This window comes from Anaerococcus hydrogenalis DSM 7454 (assembly GCF_000173355.1).
Lineage (GTDB): Bacteria > Bacillota > Clostridia > Tissierellales > Peptoniphilaceae > Anaerococcus > Anaerococcus hydrogenalis.
In genome coordinates this window covers 37,675-57,366 of record NZ_ABXA01000012.1, presented here as the reverse complement: position 1 = coordinate 57,366, position 19,692 = coordinate 37,675, and the positions used below count along the sequence as shown (strand labels likewise).

The 19,692-nt window shown below is 29.2% G+C and carries 14 protein-coding genes, 1 pseudogene and 1 riboswitch; of the genes and pseudogenes, 5 read left to right on the top strand and 10 right to left on the bottom strand.

Features of this window, described 5'->3' with window-relative positions; genetic code table 11:
* Window positions 1–809: 809 nt before the first annotated feature.
* From ANHYDRO_RS02135 to ANHYDRO_RS02130, 3 genes and pseudogenes are all read right to left on the bottom strand, one after another.
* Window positions 810–1,348 (bottom strand): annotated as a pseudogene (locus ANHYDRO_RS02135) (ECF transporter S component).
* Window positions 1,349–1,471: 123 nt separating this feature from the next.
* Window positions 1,472–1,584, bottom strand: a riboswitch (FMN riboswitch).
* A gap of 53 nt (window positions 1,585–1,637) precedes the next feature.
* Window positions 1,638–1,832, bottom strand: a complete 195-nt coding sequence (locus ANHYDRO_RS10275) for a winged helix-turn-helix domain-containing protein (protein WP_316244748.1) — start codon at window positions 1,830–1,832, stop codon at window positions 1,638–1,640.
* Entirely contained in the window at window positions 1,774–2,304 is a 531-nt protein-coding gene (locus ANHYDRO_RS02130; RefSeq protein ID WP_004812926.1) for a response regulator transcription factor, read from the bottom strand. Before ANHYDRO_RS02130 ends, ANHYDRO_RS10275 begins: the two co-directional genes overlap by 59 nt.
* A gap of 315 nt (window positions 2,305–2,619) precedes the next feature.
* On the opposite strand from ANHYDRO_RS02130, the gene ANHYDRO_RS02125 reads away from it, so the two are divergent.
* Complete coding sequence (locus ANHYDRO_RS02125) at window positions 2,620–4,620, top strand: hypothetical protein (protein WP_004812925.1); 2,001 nt, start codon at window positions 2,620–2,622, stop codon at window positions 4,618–4,620.
* 32 nt (window positions 4,621–4,652) lie between these two features.
* Here ANHYDRO_RS02125 and ANHYDRO_RS02120 read toward each other — a convergent pair whose 3' ends face one another.
* The 4 genes from ANHYDRO_RS02120 to pepF all read right to left on the bottom strand — a co-directional run bounded on the left by ANHYDRO_RS02120 (window position 4,653) and on the right by pepF (window position 8,829).
* Entirely contained in the window at window positions 4,653–5,099 is a 447-nt protein-coding gene (locus tag ANHYDRO_RS02120) for a CPBP family intramembrane glutamic endopeptidase (protein ID WP_004812924.1), read from the bottom strand.
* A 47-nt stretch (window positions 5,100–5,146) separates the two neighbouring features.
* Window positions 5,147–5,329: a hypothetical protein gene (locus ANHYDRO_RS10270; protein ID WP_004812923.1), complete on the bottom strand. Its 183-nt coding sequence runs from the start codon at window positions 5,327–5,329 to the stop codon at window positions 5,147–5,149.
* Window positions 5,330–5,854: 525 nt separating this feature from the next.
* Window positions 5,855–6,919: a hypothetical protein gene (locus ANHYDRO_RS02115; RefSeq protein WP_004812922.1), complete on the bottom strand. Its 1,065-nt coding sequence runs from the start codon at window positions 6,917–6,919 to the stop codon at window positions 5,855–5,857.
* A 110-nt stretch (window positions 6,920–7,029) separates the two neighbouring features.
* Complete coding sequence (pepF, locus tag ANHYDRO_RS02110) at window positions 7,030–8,829, bottom strand: oligoendopeptidase F (RefSeq protein ID WP_004812921.1); 1,800 nt, start codon at window positions 8,827–8,829, stop codon at window positions 7,030–7,032.
* A 69-nt stretch (window positions 8,830–8,898) separates the two neighbouring features.
* Here pepF and ANHYDRO_RS02105 point away from each other — a divergent pair, with 69 nt between their 5' ends.
* Window positions 8,899–10,137 carry an aminopeptidase gene (locus ANHYDRO_RS02105; protein ID WP_039913782.1) on the top strand — a complete coding sequence of 413 codons (1,239 nt, stop codon included), beginning with the start codon at window positions 8,899–8,901 and terminating at the stop codon, window positions 10,135–10,137.
* Window positions 10,138–10,556: 419 nt separating this feature from the next.
* Here ANHYDRO_RS02105 and ANHYDRO_RS02100 read toward each other — a convergent pair whose 3' ends face one another.
* A complete protein-coding gene (locus tag ANHYDRO_RS02100) occupies window positions 10,557–10,904 on the bottom strand; it encodes a DUF3784 domain-containing protein (RefSeq protein WP_004812919.1) in 348 nt (115 codons plus the stop codon).
* A 1,567-nt stretch (window positions 10,905–12,471) separates the two neighbouring features.
* Between ANHYDRO_RS02100 and ANHYDRO_RS02095 the strand changes: the two genes are divergently transcribed.
* Window positions 12,472–13,131: a DUF6198 family protein gene (locus ANHYDRO_RS02095; RefSeq protein ID WP_004812917.1), complete on the top strand. Its 660-nt coding sequence runs from the start codon at window positions 12,472–12,474 to the stop codon at window positions 13,129–13,131.
* Window positions 13,132–13,425: 294 nt separating this feature from the next.
* Here the strand turns inward: ANHYDRO_RS02095 and ANHYDRO_RS02090 are convergent, their stop codons facing one another.
* Window positions 13,426–14,373, bottom strand: coding sequence for a 2-keto-3-deoxygluconate permease (locus tag ANHYDRO_RS02090; protein WP_004812916.1), 948 nt, complete (start codon window positions 14,371–14,373; stop codon window positions 13,426–13,428).
* A 951-nt stretch (window positions 14,374–15,324) separates the two neighbouring features.
* On the opposite strand from ANHYDRO_RS02090, the gene ANHYDRO_RS02085 reads away from it, so the two are divergent.
* On the top strand, window positions 15,325–17,286 hold the full coding sequence (locus ANHYDRO_RS02085) for a sodium-translocating pyrophosphatase (RefSeq protein WP_004812915.1): 1,962 nt from the start codon (window positions 15,325–15,327) through the stop codon (window positions 17,284–17,286).
* A gap of 506 nt (window positions 17,287–17,792) precedes the next feature.
* Window positions 17,793–18,509 carry a TraX family protein gene (locus ANHYDRO_RS02080; RefSeq protein ID WP_004812914.1) on the top strand — a complete coding sequence of 239 codons (717 nt, stop codon included), beginning with the start codon at window positions 17,793–17,795 and terminating at the stop codon, window positions 18,507–18,509.
* Between the two features lie 208 nt (window positions 18,510–18,717).
* Here the strand turns inward: ANHYDRO_RS02080 and ANHYDRO_RS02075 are convergent, their stop codons facing one another.
* Window positions 18,718–19,668, bottom strand: coding sequence for a magnesium transporter CorA family protein (locus ANHYDRO_RS02075; protein ID WP_004812913.1), 951 nt, complete (start codon window positions 19,666–19,668; stop codon window positions 18,718–18,720).
* Between the last annotated feature and the right edge of the window lie 24 nt (window positions 19,669–19,692).

The window sequence follows — 19,692 nt, the reverse complement described above, 5'->3', positions numbered from 1 at the left end:
TTAAATAAAATTACCTGTATTGATTGGAGATAAGAAAGTGGTTGATATGGAGAAATCTCTTTTATTGTTTTGGCTAAAGTTTAAATTTTATTTTGAGATAAAATTAATACAGAGATCTCTCGACTTCGCTCGAGATGGGATTACTTTAGCTTTTTTTATTACTAAAGAATTTACTAAATAATATTTTGATTTTTATTATATAATCTAATTTTTTATTTTTCTAATATTAAATAATACAAACCTTAGCAATTAAATAAATATCCCCATTACCCATCTCGACTAGATTATTGTGCCTTGATTTGGCACAATAATCCCTAAAACTAAGTGAGAAGGCACGGGAAAGTTTGCGTAGCAAACGTGTTTTAGTATTAACGAAGTGGAGTGCATGGAGAGATCTCTTATTATATTTTGCTTATAATTTACTTTTACCTTGTAATTTCTAAGTTTTATTTTAATATATACTTTTTTTATAGATTTACTTAATGCATGAGATCTCTCGACTAGGCTCGAGATGGGTTTATGTTTTTCTTATTTTACTACTAAAGAATTTTCTTTATCTTAATCCCTATTCTTAAAATCTATTTCTTTGATTTTACTTATCCTATATCAATTTATTCTAAATATATTTAATAAATCTACTAAAAAATTCTACTTTAGCTATTACACATATAAGAAAATTACCCATCTCGACTAAACGCAACGCAGTGGAGTGCATGGAGAGATCTCCTTACTATATTCTGCTTATAATTTGTCTTTATTTTAAATTACATCAAAAAAACAGACCCTAAAGTCTGTTTTAATTTAAAATTTTATCTTCTATCGTGTAGGATTGAAGATACATGTTTGTATAATAATTTTGTTACCAAAATTTCAATAAATCCCTTTATTAAATTAAATGGAACTATTGCAAATAACATCATGGTAAAGTATGAATTTACCAATGCATTTGTTTTATGTGCCATTGCTACAAAGGCACTCATATCTACTCCCATTGCCTTTCCATATAAGGGAAAAATTACAAAGGCATTTGAAAATGTTGCAGCAAGTGTCATAACAAGTACACCACAAACCATGGCTATGGTTGCATTTTTCTTTGTTTTATTTTTTTATAAATGCTTGCTGAAATAAATACGAATAATCCCCCAACTATAAAGTTAGAAATTTCTCCAACTCCTCCTGTTGAAGTTTTTGTTAAGTTTAATACATTTTTAATTAATTGGATCAAAACTCCATAAACAGGTCCCATTGAAAATCCACCGATAAGGGCTGGTACATCAGCAAGGTCAACTTTCATAAAAGGTGGGGCAACTGGTATTGGAAATTGTACAAACATTAATATAAAACTCATTGCTGAAAGTATTCCAACTTTTACTAAATTTCTTAATTTTTTTTGATCATGACTCATAATATCCTCCTAAATTTCGGCATAAAAAAAATGCCCTTTCAGGGCTTAAATAATTTCTCATAAAAAGAATATCTTCTCTCATCCAGACTATAACTGTCGGTATGGGAATTACACCCATTCAGTAAAAACTCGCGGACTTTACCGCCGGTTAGGAATCTAACCTCACCCTGAAGATATTTATATAATAGCATAAAAATATTTTTTCAACAAGAAAAGCCAGCCTAGGCTGACTTTATTTTCCAACATCACAAGATTCCATAACCCAAGAATAGCCTTGGCCCCTTATGGTTTTTATTGGTTCTAATTTTACTTTTTTAAATTCTTTTCGGATTTTTCTAACATGTTCTCTAACTGATCTATCTGTTGTTTCAATTCCCATTTTTGCCATTTCTTTTACAATAATTTCTTTTGAAACAGGCCTGTTCATTTTTTTTGATAAGGATAGTGCAAAGACTTATCTCTGATTTTGTAAGGTTTAATATGTCATTTCCTATCCTAAAAATACCATTGTCTACTTCGATTGAGCAAAATCCAAAGGAAATAATTTTGGAATTGTTAATCTCTTCGACTTTTTTTAGGGTAAATTTAACAAATTCATCCCTTGAATAAGAATGAATTACAAAATCTTTATCGTCAATTTTTGCCTCGTAAGGACTTTTTTTGTACCTATCTGTAAGATAGATTACTGGAATATTTGTTGTTTGTTTTATGTATTGGATAAGTTCAATGCACCTTGTATGGGTCATATCCACCAAAATCAAATCAAATTCCGATAGGTCATCTTCTAGGATTATATCCTCAAAATTTTCATATTTTTTTACAACAACTTCGTTTTCATCAAATTTAGAGTTGAGCAAGTTAGAGATTCCATTTTTATATTCCATAGATGCTATTTTCATAACTTCTCCTTACTTTTAAATATTATCACTTTAAGTTGTGATAAACTCACTCATTTCTATTATATAGAAAAACCTATTCAATAGCAAGAAATTTTATTCAAAAATCTTATTGATTTATCAATACTAAAAATAACTTTTTATTTTTAGATTTTATAAAATTATTTTACAATAAGACTTGTATTTTTAATTTTTCCATTTACTTTATTAAAATATTTTCCTACAAAAATACCAGAAATTTTTATCAGATTATGATATAATAATATGTGTAAATTATGTGAATAATTTTTAAAAAATATTTTTTAAAAGGAGAAAATTATGACTAAGAAACAGGGAAAGCTTGCTCTTTATATTGGTCAAATTGCTATTCAAGGTATTTTGGTTATTTTAATTGCTTTGTTTTTAGCTAAAGTTAAATCTATATCAGATTTATACCAATCTTTACAACTTGCAGGCGATAATATTGAAGGATTTGTAGAAAGTTTGGGTTTTGGTATTTTAAAATATATCAATAATTTTAAAGATATGATCTCCTACATGGGTTTTATTAAATTTTTATTTTTTATAAATCTCATTTTGCTACTTGTGGCTATTTTTATTTTTAAGGCTAATCTTTATGAATATGTTTTTTCTGCTGTATCTTGTGGACTTATGCTTATTTCATATATTTTGATCCATCCTTTAGTTAGCTTTTTAAATTTAGCTAAATCAACTCTTAAGGGAATCAATTTTATGAATCCTAATTTTGATGCCTTGAGTGGAATTGAAGAAAAGTTTGAAAATCTTGGCTTGCAGTTACAAAATTTAATTTTAACTTTTAGTCCTGGAAGGGCAAAATTTGCTGGATTTCTTCTTGTTTTAGCTATAATTTCTTTCATAGCTTCTATTTATTTTTTGGTAATGGCTCTTACTAAGAAAAAATATGAAAATGTCGATGATGTGGATTTAGAAGCTGTTAAAGAATCTTTTAAAGGTTCTTATAAAGAAGCAAAGAGAACTTTGGCAAATGCAAGTGAAGGTTTGAGTAAGAAATTAAGAGAAGAAGATTCTGATAATGAAGTTAAGGATAAGAAGGAAGATTTTTCTGAAAATAAGGTAAATCCTGACCAAGATTTTGATAAAACTCGTGTTTTAAATAGGGATGATATTTTAAATGAATCTTTTGATAAAAAAGAGAAAAAACCTTCTAATAGTGGAGAAATTAGGCACGGGGCCTATGATTTTTCTTCTGGTTTTAAGAAAAATTATTCTGATGACCTTGATGGGGATAAAAATATTCAAGATGAAAAAAAAGATTTTGATCATGAAAAAATAAATTTTGACTCTCAAAATGAAGATTTATCCCATGATGATAATGAAAATGTAGATGATAATTTTAAGAAAACCGAAAAAATAAACAAGTCTGATGACTTTAAAAAGTCTACTAATCCAAATGGGGAATCTAGCATAAATCTTTCTAAAGATCAAAAGAAATACCTCTTTATTGGTCTTGGAGTTTTGGCAGCTATAATTTTATTTTTTGCTGCAAAATCAATATTTTTTGCTTTGAAACCTGATGCTGAATTTGATACTTCAGCTGTTGATATTAAATTTAATGTTGAAGGATATAGTGGCTATGCCAAGGCATCTGCCTCAACTACAGATGCTCCAGTTTTAAGTCAATTTAAGAATAAATATTTGCAAAAAGATATTGAAGAAGCTTACACACAAAAAATCACCTTGGATAAGGACAAAAATATAAAAAACGGTGATGTTGTTACTGCAACTGTTGAATACACTGCTCTTCCTCCATACAAAGTTTCCTTTAGCGATGACAAAATCGAAAAGAAATTTAAGGTTAAGGGCTTGGATAAATTTTTAAACTCTTACAAGGACCTTAGCCAAGATACAAAGGATAAATTTGAAGGAGATATACAAAAGAAAATTTCTGACCAATATATTTCTGATGGAAGTGGATTTTCAACTAAAACAAAAAATCTTGAAATGGAACTTGTGGGAGTTTTTGAAAACAAGGTTCCAAAAGAAGCCATTTCTAATGATGGAGTTGACAAAAATGGTAAAAGTCATAAATTCCAACTTGCCTATATTTATAAGGTAACTTATGACAAAGTATCCAAAAAATATGACGATGATGATAATGAAGTTGAAAAATTAGAGCCTAAAGAAACTGTTATAGTTTATCAAGTAGATGATATTAGTGAAAATAATGGAGCTGTAAATTACAATATCCATACCCCTTATTCAGACCTTGACGAGGCTGATGCTATAAACAAGATAAAATATGACGGATTTAATAAGGTAGATACAGAAAAAGAATAAAAGAGATCCCAAGTTTAAAACTTGGGATTTTTTTATAGGGCAAAATATAAAATTAAAGTTGATAAAAGATTCCAAAAAATATGGACAAGGCCTGATAATTTTAAATTATTAGTAAAAAATCTCACCAATACAAGGACAAAACCTATTGAAAAATAAACCAAAAAGCTATAAATATCAGTAGGCATGTGAGCAAGAGAAAACAAAATATTTGCCATAATAAGGGCAATTATATCCTTCACATCCTGGTCACGTCTTTTAAAAATTTTCCTAAAAACACCCGGCAAATATTCCCTAAAAGTGTACTCTTCAACTAAGGGTCCCAAAAAAACTATATAAGCTATAAGGGCAGGTGAAAAATTTAATCTCAGCATTGACTCTATAGTTTCTTGATTTTGAGGATTTGTTAAATTTGATCCAAAAATTAAATCAAGCAAAAATGAAAGTCCATAAATTGCAAGAATAGAGACTACAAGAATCATTAAATTTTGGAAAAACCCACCAGAAAATTTAAATCTCCTATAAAAAATTATAAAAACAAAAAAGCTACCAGAAGATAAGCCCCTGTCATTATATACAAAACAGACTTATCCACTCCCCTAATTAAAATACTATAACTTGCAGGAACCGGTCCCAAAAACATTAATAAAAGTAAAAATATAAATTTAAAAAATCCATATTTTCCTGTAAATCTTTTAGATAAATACTTCATAAAACTCCTTTCGAATTTAACATTTTTATATTTTTACCCAAAAGAAAGATTTTTTTTTAAATATATACATATTTCCAGCTTTACTTAATTCATGAGATCTCTCCATTCCCTACGGTCAGTCGAGATGGGTTATGAGTTTTGATTTTTAATTGCTAAAGTTTAATTTTTGTTTTTGGAAGTTATAAGTTCTTTTTTAATTTAAGATTGAATTTTATGTATTTATTATAAAATCATGGCTTTCTTAGTAATTATTTATATATTTTTTTAAATAATTCGAAGTATTTGAATATATCAAATAATTAAACCCATCTCGAGCCCAGTCGAGAGATCTCTTTATTAATTTTAGAAATCAATGTTTCTTTTCATTGAATTATCTACGATCCTATTTTTCTCTATTCTTAATTTTTTATGAGATCTCTCCACTCGTTTCATATGATAAATCGGGATAAACAACCGAATCAACGGTTGTTTATCCACTCGAGATGGGTTTATTTTTATCTTATTTAATTGCTAAAGTTTCAAATTTTACTTATTTTCAGACTTTTTTATATTTTTCCTTATATGATCAAATTCTTCTTCACTTACAAATTTTCTTAAGTTTTTTGAACTTATCATTCCACTTTGATTTGGAAAATGATAGAAAAACTCATTTCTAATTTTTGTAATATATTCTCTAATAATTATCTTTGTTATCTTTTTATTGTTTAATTTATATAAAGAATCTTCTAACATATCTTCCCATTTACTATAGCTTCTAAATATAAAAATAGGTTTATTGGTATTTTTATTATTTATATATTTTCCTATTCTATACCATATGATATAACAAGCAAATAAAGAAATTTCTGATTTTAAAATATCATTGCTTATTGTGCTAGCATTTTTAGATCTAAATGGACACAATTCCATATTTACAATTTTATCCGTATCTTTTAATTTATTTGCACATTTATTAATTAATTTATCAAAATAATTATCAATATAGTATGTCCCTAATTCAGGGTTTTTCAATTCTTTTGTTAAGGTAGATTCATCACTTATTATTAAATTTTTAAGTTTTTCTATATTAACTTTTCTTTTTTTATCATCATTTTTCCATTCTTTATAAGAATTGATAATTCTCCAAAATTCATCATCTATAGGGTCTTTTTTATCTTCTAATAGTGGTGGTTTTGTATAATAATCTTCTAAGCTGCATATTTTAGCACTTTCCTTTTTAGAAGATTCACTTTTATAAATCAAATTATTATCCAGTATTCCTATAACATTTGGATTAAATAAACATAAATATATAGAGCCATCTTTGTAATTTCCATGAACATGAGAAGGCAAACCATAATGAATATTAGCAACCTTATCCTTATCTTCTGCATTTTTATTTTTATCTATTCTATTTAGCTTGTCTACCCAAGAAAAATCAGAATTATTTTTTTCTAAACTTTCAAAAAATTCATCAAAAACTTCTTTTAATTTTATTTCTTTATAAGGATTTTTCTTATCAAGATTATCACTATCATGATTTTCATCTTCTTTTGCAAAATCTGTTAAAGATTTTTCTAACTTATCAAATATAGACATTTCTTTTTCCATAATATCCCTCCATTTTTTCTTACTCTATTCCTACCCCAAAAATCAAAGAAAAAAGGAAGGATTGGCTCCTTCCTTTTGGTTTTTTGATACTTTTTTGTTTTTACTATTTTCTATTCATAAAGACCAAGCTTCTCACAAAGCTCATCTATTTGGTCAATTATTTGTCCTATAAATTCAATGGTTTCTTCTAAGGCTTTTGTATTTGTCATATCCACTCCAGCTTTTTTGGCAAGGTCCATTGGGCTTAGGGTTGAGCCTAGGGTTAGGACTTCTCTCCAATTTTTGATATCTTTTTCATCTCCATTTATTATTTTTTCAGAAACTTTTGTGCCTATCGTAAGTCCTGCTGAATAGGTGTATGGGTAAAGTCCCATGTAATAATGTGGTTGGCGCATCCAAGTCAAGTCGGATCCTTCTACAAGTTTTACATCATCTCCCCAAAATTCTTTTAATTTTTTATTAAAAATTTCTTTGAAATCTCCTGCTGTTAGGCTTTCTCCCTTATCGATTCTCTCATAAACTTCTCTTTGGAAGGCTGCTTCTAGAAAATGGGTTACGAAATTGTGGTAGTAGGTTTTTGAAATCATTGTATCCAAAACCCACAACTTTTCCCTATCGTCTTTGGCGTTTTTTAGTAAATATCTTTCCATGGTTATTTCGTTTGCTGTTGATGGACTTTCTACAAAATACATTGAAACATCTGTGTTTAATGCATCTTGATTTTTATTTGTATTTTCAAAATGTCCAGCATGTCCCAATTCGTGAGCAAGGGTCATTACTTGGCTCATGTCCTTGTTATAAGTTGTCATTATATAGGAATGGCATCCGTAAGGTGTATCGCAAAATGCTCCCGTTCTTTTTCCTTCGTTTTGTGCATAATCAATCCACCTATCGCTGAAGGCTTTTTTGAGCATTTCTACATAATCATCTCCTAAAACTTTTAGGCCATCTACTATATAATCTCTAGCCTCTTCGATTTCAATTTCTTTTGAAAAACCAGAATCAATTGAAAGTTTCAAATCTGCATAGGTCATCTGGTCAAGTTTATAAACTTTTTTCAAAATATTTGCATATTTTCTCATGTGCTTTGGAAGTTTTTCCATGATTGTATTGATATGATTATCGTAAATTTCTCTTGGAATATCTTGGTAGGATAAAAGCATATCAATTACTGAGTCATATCCCCTTAAATTTGCGAGAATTTTTTCATTATTTATGTGGGTATTATAAATCGCCCCATTTCCTGATTCATAACGAGAAAGGGCCTCGTGATAATTTTTGAAAGCTTCCCTTCTAATTTTTGTATCTTCATCACTTTCGTAATATTCTTCAAAAGTATTGTGATTTAAAGGAATTTCCTTTCCATCAATTTTAATATCCTCAACTTTTATATCCCCATAACGCAAGGACGCATATTCACCGTAAGGTGCATCAAAAGTTGGGGCTAATTTTGAAATAACTTCCTCAGCAGCATCATCTAAAATATAATCTTTTTTGTCCAAGGCTCTTTTTAGAAAATAATCATAATCTTTGTGATTTTCTCTCACTTCATTTATGATTTTTTCATCAATTTTTGTCAAAAGTCCATCAAAAAAAGTTAAATTTGCATAAGCTTCGCTTGCCTTTGACCCAAAATTTGCATATCTTTTTTGTGGGTGTGGATCGTTGGCATCAACTTCTGTAGAAATTCCTGCAAAAGATCCAAGCCTATGCATGGCCCCATAAGTTTCAGATAAATCTTTTAAGGCCTTATATAATTTATCGGAAGAGTCTATTTCCTTGTAAGTTTTTTTGAAATTTTCACTTGCTTTCACTGTTTTATCAAGTTCTTCATAAAATTTCTCATCACTATCAAATAAATCTTCCAATCTCCATGTTTCTTTTATATCAACTTCATTTCTTTTTACCATATTTTCCCTCCATTTCTACATTTTATTATACCATCACAATATAGTATAATGAAAAAAATGGAGGGAAATATGACAGTAAACAAAAATAAATTAGAAAATTATGCCAAACTTGCAGTTGAATTTGGTGTAAATGTACAAAAAAATGAAGATGTATTGATAAATTCATCCTTGGAAGATCCAAGCCTTGCAAGACTTATTGCAAAATATGCCTATGAGAAGGGTGCAAGACTTGTAAGTATTAATTGGAAAGACGAAGAGCTAACAAAATTAAAATATACCTACGAGAACCAAGAAACTTTAAATGAAGTTCCAGATTATATTATTGAAAAAAATATCTACCAACTTGAAAAACACAGGTCAAACAGGATTTCTATAATTGGTGACGATCCAGATTTATTAAAAGATTTGGACCAAAAAAAGATAGCAGAAGCTGTTAGGGAAAATTCTTTGAAATTAAAAGATTTTGTAAAATATACCATGAATGATATGGTTTCATGGCTTGTTATTGCCTATCCAACCAAAAAATGGGCAAAGAAAATTTTCCCAGACCTTCCAGAAGAAAAAGCAGTAGACAAATTATGGGAAGTAATTTTTGATGTGAGCCGTGTTGATGAAGATTGGGAAAAAACCAAAAAAAATTGGAATGACCACATAAACTTATTAAATGAAAAGGCAGAATTTTTAAATTCTCACCAATTTGACGAAGTTCATTACAAGTCAAAAAACGGAACAGATTTGAGGGTTAAATTACCAAAAAATCACATTTGGATGTCAGCTTCATCAAAAAATGAAAAAGGCGATTTATTTTTGCCAAATATTCCAACAGAAGAAGTTTTCACCTCACCTCAATTTGACGGAGTTGATGGAAGGCTTGTTGCTGTAAAACCTCTTGTTTATAATGGAGTAATAATAAATAATTTTGAATTCACCTTTGAAAATGGAAAAGTTGTAGACTTTAAGGCAGAAGAGGGATATGATACCCTAAAAGAAATGCTAGAATCAGATGAAAATGCAAAATATTTGGGAGAAATTGCCCTAGTTCCATACGAATCTCCAATTTCAAAATCAAATATTTTATTTTTTAACACCCTGTTTGACGAAAACGCATCCTGCCACTTTGCCCTTGGAAAAGCCTACCCAACAACAGTAAAAGGCGGAACAGAAGTTGAAGATAAAGACCTTCATACCATTGGCTTAAATGATTCCCTAATCCACGAAGATTTTATGGTAGGAGCAAAAGATTTAAATATAAAAGCCTACAAAGACGGGGAAGAATTTGATGTATTTGTTGATGGAAATTGGGCGTAAAAATTTTTTAAGTGATCTAATTTATAGTGAAAAATTAAATAAATAAATTCTTTAGATATTATTTTAATATCTTATTAACCCATCTCGAGCCGAGTCTAGAGATCTCATAGATTATGTAAGCTTAACATAAATTTCAATCATAGAAATCTCAATGTAAGAATAAATCAAAATCCAAAATTAATGAAGAGATCTCTCGACTCATTTCATACGATAAATCGGGATAAACAACCGAAACCGACGGTTGTTTATCTGCTCGAGATGGGTTTGACTTCGTTTTGAATTTTATATTAAAATTTTATAAATAAGTAAAAAATAATAATCTATTTTAAAAATATAAGTTATAAAAATTCCTCCTGATTAGTTTTTCTCTACCAAAATCAGGAGGTTTTATACACAAACTATTTCAAAGCTTCTAGGAATTATTTTCTTACAGAATAATTAACAACTACAATTCCTAAAATCGTAATTATTCCAAATAACCCCCATGATCCCATAAGAATATCATTATAAAGCTTAATATTCTTAACAAAAAAACTAGACAAAAAGGCAATAACTAAAGGTATGCTCATTATAAAAGTCATTTTTTTGACTTTAGATAGATATCCTTTTCTTATTAGCTCTTCTTTCTTATCTTCTTCCATAGTATTAAATCCTGCTATAATATTTCCATTAGTCTTATCTATCATATATGAAGAAAATAAGCATAAAATAATTGGAATCAACAAAAATATTTTAACAGTAATATCTTTAGGATCTGCTAAATTCATATGTAAATACCCCTCTTCCAAAAGTTAAAATTTTATCTCAATTTAAAATAGAAAATATCATTATATAGTCATTATACCCATCAGGTTTTAAGTCTTTAAATATTTTTCATATACTATCATTTTTTTATATTATCAAATATTTTCTCATTAATATATGAAACGGCTCATTGTCTATCATTACTTTAGTATAATCTAATTCGGTTTTATCAAACTAATATATTCATTAAACCTATATTTCAATCTAAAATACAAACTTTAGCCTTCAAATAAATACCATATTTACCCATCTCGAGCTTGTCGAGAGATCTCATTTATAATGTATGCAAAAAATTATAAAATAAGAATATATTGAAAATAAAATAAAAATTATATAATAACATTGAGCATGGATTCGAGAATTATACCATGGCACACAAAAAAGACAGGAGTGACGGCTCCTGTCTTTTTTAGGCTAATTATCGTATTTTGAATATCTATCTAGCCATTTGATAACATAATGAGCTAATATGTTGGCTGCGACAGATATTATTATAGATTCGAGAAAATTCATGACTTCACCCCCTCACTGTTACCAGTTTGGGTACGATAACACTTTTATTATATCATTTAGAAAAATCATAAACTATTAAATTGAAATTAAAATAAAACTTATATAATAATATTGAGCATGGTACCGAGTTATATCCATGACCAAACAAAAAGACAGGAGCAGCCACTCCTGTCTTTTTTGTGCTAATTATCATGTTTATAATATCTATCCAGCCACTTGATAATATAATGAGCAACTACATACCTACGACAGATATTAAAATGGTACCGAGTTTTTCCATAACCTCACCTCCCAACTGTTACCAGTTTGGGTACGATAACAAAGTTATTATATCATTTTAAAGAATCGTTAACTATTAAATTGAAATTTCACAGGTAAAAAATAAATTAAAATTCAAAATTAATAAAGAGATCTCTCGACTCATTTCATTCCCTCGAGATGTGTTTCGCTTCGTTTTTAATTTTATATTAAAATTTTATAAATAAGTAAAAATTTATAATCTTTTTAAAAATACAAACTTTAGCATTAAAATAAATACCATATTTACCCATCTCGAGAGTAGTCGAGAGATCTCATGGATTATTTAAGGCTAATATTAATTTTAAACATAGAAATCATAAAGCAAAAATAAATTAAATCCATCATTAATTCATAAATCTCAAATAACTTCTTCTCTCGATATGGTTTTGGGCTTATTGCAGTTTAAGCTCTAAATAAACCTAAAACTTTACAAATTAAAAAAAGCAGGTATCATAATATTCGAAGAACTGTTGTAAAACGGTGGTTGCCGATTTTTGTCGGTAGTTTTTATCTGATGCATGGAAGTTGAGTGTGCCTATTAAGTGCCTGATGTGGGATTTACTTGGCCTTAAATTCTTCTATAAGCTCAGAGTTTTTACAAGAAAAAATAATCTAAACAAAAAAGCATCAACACCAGCCGAAGATTGCGCGATTAGTTATTACTAAGACAGCAGTCTTTTTTGTTTTGCTAATCGCCAGAGATTAGGAGTGAAATTTATGCTCAGAAAATTTCTGAGAAGTTTAGAAGTTACGAAAAAAGAATTTTTGATTATTTCCCTTGGTTGTGCCATTATGGCCTTTGGGGTAATAAATGTCCACGAACAAGCACAAATAACTGAAGGTGGAGTTTTGGGACTCGGTTTATTTTTAAAAAAAGCCTTTAATATGAATCTTGCCTACACAACACCAATTTTAGATGGTCTATGCTATCTTTTAGGATTTTCAATGCTTGGAAGAATATTTTTAAAAAAATCAATTGTTGCAACTATAATGTTTGCAGTATTTTATTGGATTTTTGATTTTATTGGACCAGTAATTCCAAGCCTATATGATATGCCTTTCCTTGCTGCCATATTTGGTGGAATATTTATAGGATGTGGTTGTGGAATAGCAGTTACAGCCGGAGGATGTGCAGGAGGCGATGACGCCTTGGCAATGACAATTTCCAAAAAAACAAAGTGGCCTATCTCAAGAGCCTACTTGTTTACAGATTATTTGGTCCTTGGCTTATCATTAATTTATATTCCATTTGGACACTTGATTTATTCATTTTTAACAACAATTATCTCATCATTTTTGATAGGACAATTTGAATTAAAAATGGAAATACCAGCATGGCAAGTATGTCAAGGGAATTTAAAGCAAGCTAAAAGCTAAATTAAAAAGGATATTTCAAAGTATTAAGTATTTTGAAATATCCTTTTTTTATTATTTGATATATTTTTTCTAAATTTTCACCTAAATCTTTAATCTTTTAAGTACTTACTTTATTTATAATTATATTTAATTTATAATACAACATACTAAAGCTATTCTCATTTACATTTTTTTATTTTCGTCTTTCTTTTATGGATAAATATGCTACATAAACATATATTTATAGTCTATATAGGATATTTTCACCTAAATTTATGTATTGATTTAAAATTATATTTTTTTACCTTAAAATTTTTATCTTTTAATTTTTTCTACACCAAATTTTTTATTCCACAAGCCTACCACAATAGGAACCAAAATTGATGTAAAAATTACTACTGTACCAAGTTGAGCTTGAGAGATTGCCCTTGTTGCTTGCCGTAATTTATCTAGATCTGAAACCAAAGCTGGGACAATAATAGCATTTCCTGCTGCAGTATAAATTGAAATTGCTGCCCAGCCTGGTCTTTTATTTATTAAAATATCTGCTGGAACTGTAAATAAAAATGCAGACAAAACTGTCAAAATACTTAAAATAATTCCTCCTAGTCCCCCTTCAATTATTGTAGAAAGATTAATACTTGCCCCGATAGAAAAACCCAAAAATACTAATATATACTTTTGACTTTGTCCAAGAAATTTGCAAAAATCCTTGTCAATATTTCCAAGAAAAATTCCAACAAGAATTGGAAGGGCTAAATCTAGAATTGATGATGGAGTTATATCGGCTACTTTTAAAATTGAAAGAGTTAAAAAAGTAAAAATTGGTACAGAAATAATAGAAGTAATAGCTGCTGATGCCATATCATATTCATCTCCATAATCATTAATAAGACCTACAAAAATAGAGTTATTTTGATTAGAAATTGCAGCTATAAAACAAAGACTACTTATACCAAAAATCCCCTTATTTCCAAAAAGTTTTATAAAAATAAAACCTAAAACAATAGAGCTTACCCATTTAGAAATAAACAAAGTAAGACCACGACTAAGGGCTTTTTTTAATCTAGATAATGTAAGTTGACTTCCTACAGCAACTAAAGTTATCGAAATAATAGCATTAAGCCCATCAACAGATGCGATTGAAGATGAGGTTGGACCAAGGTTAAAAAACTTGGGAAAAAATGAATTTATAAAAGCTGCAAAAAGCATTGGAACAACAATCAAAGCAGCTGGTACTTTTCTAAAAATTTTACTAAACATAATTCTCCTTTATAATTATATAAATTTTGACAATTTCCATAACTAATTATACACAAAAAACGAGCAGAGAATAAATCCACTACTCGAAACATTTATTTAATTTTACAATTATTTTTTAATCCATAGCCTTAAAACCGTAAATTTTCTTATTACATATAAACCTATTAACTGTGTGAATTATTATTTTTTGTGCATTAATTATTTTTATATTCACTTAATCAATGAGATCTCTCGACTACTAAAACTCGTTTGCTTCGCAAACTTTTCCGTGTTTTTCACTAGTTTTAGGGATAAATATGCCAAATCAAGGCATATTTATCAGCTCGAGATGGGTGATTATTGTCTTTATTTTATTGCTAAAGTTCTTATTTTCTCAATATTCTCATATTGACTTTTATTTAATTATTTATTTACATTTATAATAAGACAAACGAAGTATAACCCATCTCGAGCTTGTCGAGAGATCTCTGGATTGTATTGTGATGATAATCCATTTTTACCTTGGATTATTTAAGGATATTTCTTTAAATATTTACTTTTTATCTCGCTTTACTTCTTGAATGAGATCTCTCGACTCATTACATTCGCTCGAGATGGGTAATAGCTCTTTTTGATTTATTACTAAAGTTCTTGTTTTCTCAATATTCTCATATTGACTTTATAATTAATTATTTATTTACGTTAATATAAACTAAACGAAGTATAACCCATCTCGAGCCCAGTCGAGAGATCTCTGGATTGTACTGTTATGATAATTTGATTTTTACCTTGGATTATCTTTGGGTTTTATTTATTTTATTCCTAAAGTCCTAATTTTCCTATAAATTTTTAAAAATTTTCATAAATCCCAAGAATTTTCTCATGTTTTCCCAAGATTCTATCAAAAACAATTGTTTATATCTATATTATGTTATATAATAGAAAGGTAAATATTAAAAATAGGAGGAGTTTATGTTATCTGATTTTTTACCTGTTATAGTAGCAGTTATCGCAATTTGTTTTATGGCATTGCAAATTAAAACAAATATACTTCCAGTTAGCGAAGGAAACGATAAAATGAGAGCTATATCAGGAAATATTAAAGAAGGAGCTATGGCATTTATATCTCGTGAGTATAAATACGTTATTATTTTTGTGATTGTTGTCGCAATTCTTATAGCAATTTTTATCAACGTAAGTACCATGATTTGTTATATCTTTGGTTCCTTATTATCAATGGCAGCAGGTTATGTAGGTATGAGAATTTCTACAGCCTCAAATGCTAGATGTACAAACGAAGCTAAGGAAAGTGGTCTTTCTTCAGCTCTTAAAGTTGCCTTTGCTGGTGGATCTGTAATGGGATTTGCTGTAACAGGATTTGGACTTTTGGGAGTTGGAATTGTTTATTTAATATTTAGAGACCCAGCAATCCTTATGGGTTACTCATTTGGAGCAAGTTCAGTTGCACTTTTTGCAAGAGTTGGTGGAGGAATCTACACAAAAGCTGCAGACGTTGGAGCTGACCTTGTAGGAAAAGTTGAAAAAGGAATCCCAGAAGATGACCCAAGAAACCCAGCAGTTATCGCTGATAACGTAGGAGATAACGTAGGAGACGTTGCTGGAATGGGAGCTGACCTTTTCGAATCATATTCAGGAGCAATCCTTTCATCAATGGTTCTAGGTTTTTCAATCTTTGGAGATGCAGGAATTAGATTCCCACTTGTATTATCATCAATAGGAATTGTCGCATCAATCCTTGCTGCTTTCTTATTCTTAAGAAAGAAACAAAAATCACCACAATCAGCACTAATGATGACAATTTATCTATCAGGAGCAATAGTTCTTATAGCATCATTTATACTTTCACCAATTTTCTTTGGAAATATAAAAGCTGCTATATGTATAGTTGTTGGAATACTCGTAGGAATTGCAATAGGATTTTTATCAGAAGTATTCACATCTGAAAAATATAGTCAAGTAAAAAGAATAGCTGAAGAAAGTCAAACAGGAGCTGCAACAAACATTATAGCAGGTCTTTCAAGTGGTATGCTTTCAACAGTTGGACCAATCATCCTTATAGCTGTAGGAATTTTAGTATCATTCCACACAATGCAAATGTACGGAATTGCCCTAGCAGCAGTAGGAATGCTTTCAATCACAGCAACAACAGTAACAGTTGATGCTTACGGACCAATTTCTGATAATGCCGGTGGAATTGCTGAAATGAGTGGACTTGAAGAATCTGTTCGTGAAATCACAGATAGCCTTGATTCAGTAGGAAACACAACAGCAGCAATTGGTAAAGGATTTGCGATTGGATCTGCAGCCTTAACTGCACTTTCATTATTCGTAACCTACACAGGCACATTAAACCTTGACAATCTTTCATTACTTGATTCAAAAGTAGTTGCAGGAATGTTTGTAGGTGGAATGTTACCATTCTTATTCTCAGCTTTGACAATGAATTCAGTAGGAAAAGCTGCAACAGAAATGATCAACGAAGTAAGAAGACAATTTAGAGAAAAACCAGGTATCCTAGAAGGAACAGACCAACCAGACTATGCATCTTGTGTAGATATTTCAACAAGAGCATCCCTAAAAGAAATGGTAATACCAGGAGCACTTGCTATAGTAGTACCATTATTTGTAGGAAAAGTATTTGGAGCTGAAACACTTGGTGGACTATTAGCAGGAGCCCTAGTTACAGGCGTATTAATGGCAATATTTATGTCAAACGCAGGTGGAGCTTGGGATAACGCTAAGAAATTTATAGAATCTGGAGCAGAAGGCGGTAAAAATTCACCAGCCCATCACGCTGCAGTAGTAGGTGATACAGTAGGAGATCCATTCAAAGATACATCCGGACCATCACTTAATATCCTAGTAAAACTTATAACAGTAGTATCTGTTGTATGTGCAGGATTATTTATCTAATATAAAAAAATAAAAGCTGTTACAATAATTTTTGTAGCAGCTTATTTTTTTAGCTAATTTTTTATTATATGAGATATATAGGTTTTTGTGATTTTTAAGTTTATTTTTATTTTTAAATACATACTATATTTATATACTTACTTTTCCATGAGATCTCTCGACTTCGCTCGAGATGGGGTTTGATTTTCCTTGTTTGATTGCTAAAGTATAAGGCTAATAATCATTCTAAGTTTTATTATAATCCTTTTAATATTTTTAAGCTTAATTTAACTCCATTCATAGTAAATAAAAATAGGTAAATACATACCCCATCTCGAGCCTGTCGAGAGATCTCTTTTATTCTCTTTATAATATTCACCTAGTATATCTTTAATTTTTAACCAATTATATAAAAATTTAAAATCTTTAATTTATTACCAGTAAATATAATTTCCAAAAATAGATAACGTAAAATAAAATATAGTATAATAGTATAATATAAAAATACCAAAAAGAAAGAGGAAAACATGGAAAAATTAAAACAAATACAAGAAAAATACCAAATAAACGGAGCAGTCTTAAAATATATTGCCTTTATTTCAATGTTTATCGACCATTTTAATAAGGCGATTATCACCCCATATTTAAATTACCAGCAGCCCCTTGTGGCCATATCTACAATTTTCGATATAATCGGACGAATCGCCTTTCCGATTTTTGCCTTTATGGTTGTAGAAGGCTTTTATAAAACAAAATCAAGATTTAAATATCTAAGAAATCTTTTGATTTTCGCCATAATATCAGAAATTCCCTATGATATGTTCCAATCAAAAGTTTTTATAAATAATAGATCACAAAATATTATGTGGGCCCTTGCTCTTGGACTTTTGACCCTAATTATTGTCGATAAATTAAAAGAAAAAATCAAAAATAAATACACTTGGCTTATTCTTTCCATATTAATAGTAGGAGTAAATGCCATAATTGCAACCCTTCTATCCTTTGACTACGATTATTATTCCATAATAATAATTTTTATCCTCTACCTTTTCTACAACAAAAGACCCCTATCCTGCCTTTTGTCCTACCTTGTCATAATAAAAGAAGTTTACTGTTTCTTAGGATTTTTGACAATTCAGTTTTATAATGGAGAAAAAGGAAAACAAAATAAATTATTCAATTATTTATTCTATCCAGTTCATTTGTTAATATTTGGGATTTGTAGGTTTATTTTTGGCTTGTAGGTTTTAGATTAATGAAATACTAAAATTTTGATAATGAGAGTATTGATATAAAAGAGATCTCTCGACTACTAAACAATGTAAAATTAGGAAGAAATTCACCTAGAAAATGTGTTTTTGTTTCGAGAGATCTATTAATTATATTTATTTGTTAATTTTCTTTTCTTTTAGCTTCTAATATTTATATTTTTTAAGATAAGTTTCTTATATATTACCTATCAAACTTTTTAAATAATAAGTAAACTAAAATCACACTAATCAAAGAAATTCCAATTACATACATATAGCCAAAATTCCACTTTAGCTCTGGCATATTTTCAAAATTCATTCCATACCAACCTGTTATTATAGTAATTGGTGTAAATATTGTTGTAACAACTGTCAAAACTTTCATGGTATTATTCATAGAAAGATCCATTTTTGATGTGTATGAATCTTTGACATTTGTTATATATCCACTTAAGTAGGAAATATTTGAGGAATATCTTTCCACCCTAAATAAAACTGACTTTAGGTGTTTTATATCATCGTCATCAAATATTTCATTTTCATTTTCCATAAAAACTTCCAAAGTATCAAGAAGCCTTTCGTAGGAAGCGTACAAATTAAGGGCCTTGTGCCTGTTATCAGAAATTACCTCTATACTATTTCTGAAATTTCTATTTTTTATAATAGCATCTTCTACATCAGCTGTTGAATTTTTTATTTGGTTAAAAATTCTTGTATGGTTGTTTACAAGGGCTGTTATAAAATATTTTAAAAGCCTTCCAGGAGACCTCGCTGAAAATTTCTTTGTAAGCATCTTTCTAAAGGCCTCTGTTGTTGACTGGTCTCTATCATACATATCAACAATTATAAGCCTGTTATTTTCTATGTAAAATCCTATTAGGTCTGATGTTTCAAGATTTCCCATAATATCCAGCATTTCAAGAATGGCAAAGGTATAATTATCCTCAACTGCCATATAAGATTTTTTTGCCGTATCTGACATAAGTAAATCAATTATGGCATCATCTAGGTTATAAGTTTTGGCAAAATCAATAAAGCTTGCCTTTCCCAAATACATTAAGTAAAAATCATCATCTTCTATTACATCATAAAAACTGGATATATCAGTCATTTCAAACCCATTATCCGTATCAAATTTATATATATACTCCATTTTTTCTCCTTTGTTAGGAAATTT

What these genes read in the sequence shown, in the direction of transcription:
- ANHYDRO_RS02130 (WP_004812926.1), bottom strand. Translation starts at nt 2,304, where the DNA reads ATGAAAATAGCATCTATGGAATATAAAAATGGAATCTCTAACTTGCTC.
- ANHYDRO_RS02085 (WP_004812915.1), top strand. Translation starts at nt 15,325, where the DNA reads ATGTTATCTGATTTTTTACCTGTTATAGTAGCAGTTATCGCAATTTGT.
- ANHYDRO_RS02095 (WP_004812917.1), top strand. Translation starts at nt 12,472, where the DNA reads ATGCTCAGAAAATTTCTGAGAAGTTTAGAAGTTACGAAAAAAGAATTT.
- ANHYDRO_RS10270 (WP_004812923.1), bottom strand. Translation starts at nt 5,329, where the DNA reads ATGAAGTATTTATCTAAAAGATTTACAGGAAAATATGGATTTTTTAAA.
- ANHYDRO_RS02125 (WP_004812925.1), top strand. Translation starts at nt 2,620, where the DNA reads ATGACTAAGAAACAGGGAAAGCTTGCTCTTTATATTGGTCAAATTGCT.
- ANHYDRO_RS02100 (WP_004812919.1), bottom strand. Translation starts at nt 10,904, where the DNA reads ATGAATTTAGCAGATCCTAAAGATATTACTGTTAAAATATTTTTGTTG.
- ANHYDRO_RS02075 (WP_004812913.1), bottom strand. Translation starts at nt 19,668, where the DNA reads ATGGAGTATATATATAAATTTGATACGGATAATGGGTTTGAAATGACT.
- ANHYDRO_RS02115 (WP_004812922.1), bottom strand. Translation starts at nt 6,919, where the DNA reads ATGGAAAAAGAAATGTCTATATTTGATAAGTTAGAAAAATCTTTAACA.
- ANHYDRO_RS02120 (WP_004812924.1), bottom strand. Translation starts at nt 5,099, where the DNA reads ATGATTCTTGTAGTCTCTATTCTTGCAATTTATGGACTTTCATTTTTG.
- ANHYDRO_RS02105 (WP_039913782.1), top strand. Translation starts at nt 8,899, where the DNA reads ATGACAGTAAACAAAAATAAATTAGAAAATTATGCCAAACTTGCAGTT.
- pepF (WP_004812921.1), bottom strand. Translation starts at nt 8,829, where the DNA reads ATGGTAAAAAGAAATGAAGTTGATATAAAAGAAACATGGAGATTGGAA.
- ANHYDRO_RS02090 (WP_004812916.1), bottom strand. Translation starts at nt 14,373, where the DNA reads ATGTTTAGTAAAATTTTTAGAAAAGTACCAGCTGCTTTGATTGTTGTT.
- ANHYDRO_RS02080 (WP_004812914.1), top strand. Translation starts at nt 17,793, where the DNA reads ATGGAAAAATTAAAACAAATACAAGAAAAATACCAAATAAACGGAGCA.
- ANHYDRO_RS10275 (WP_316244748.1), bottom strand. Translation starts at nt 1,832, where the DNA reads ATGAACAGGCCTGTTTCAAAAGAAATTATTGTAAAAGAAATGGCAAAA.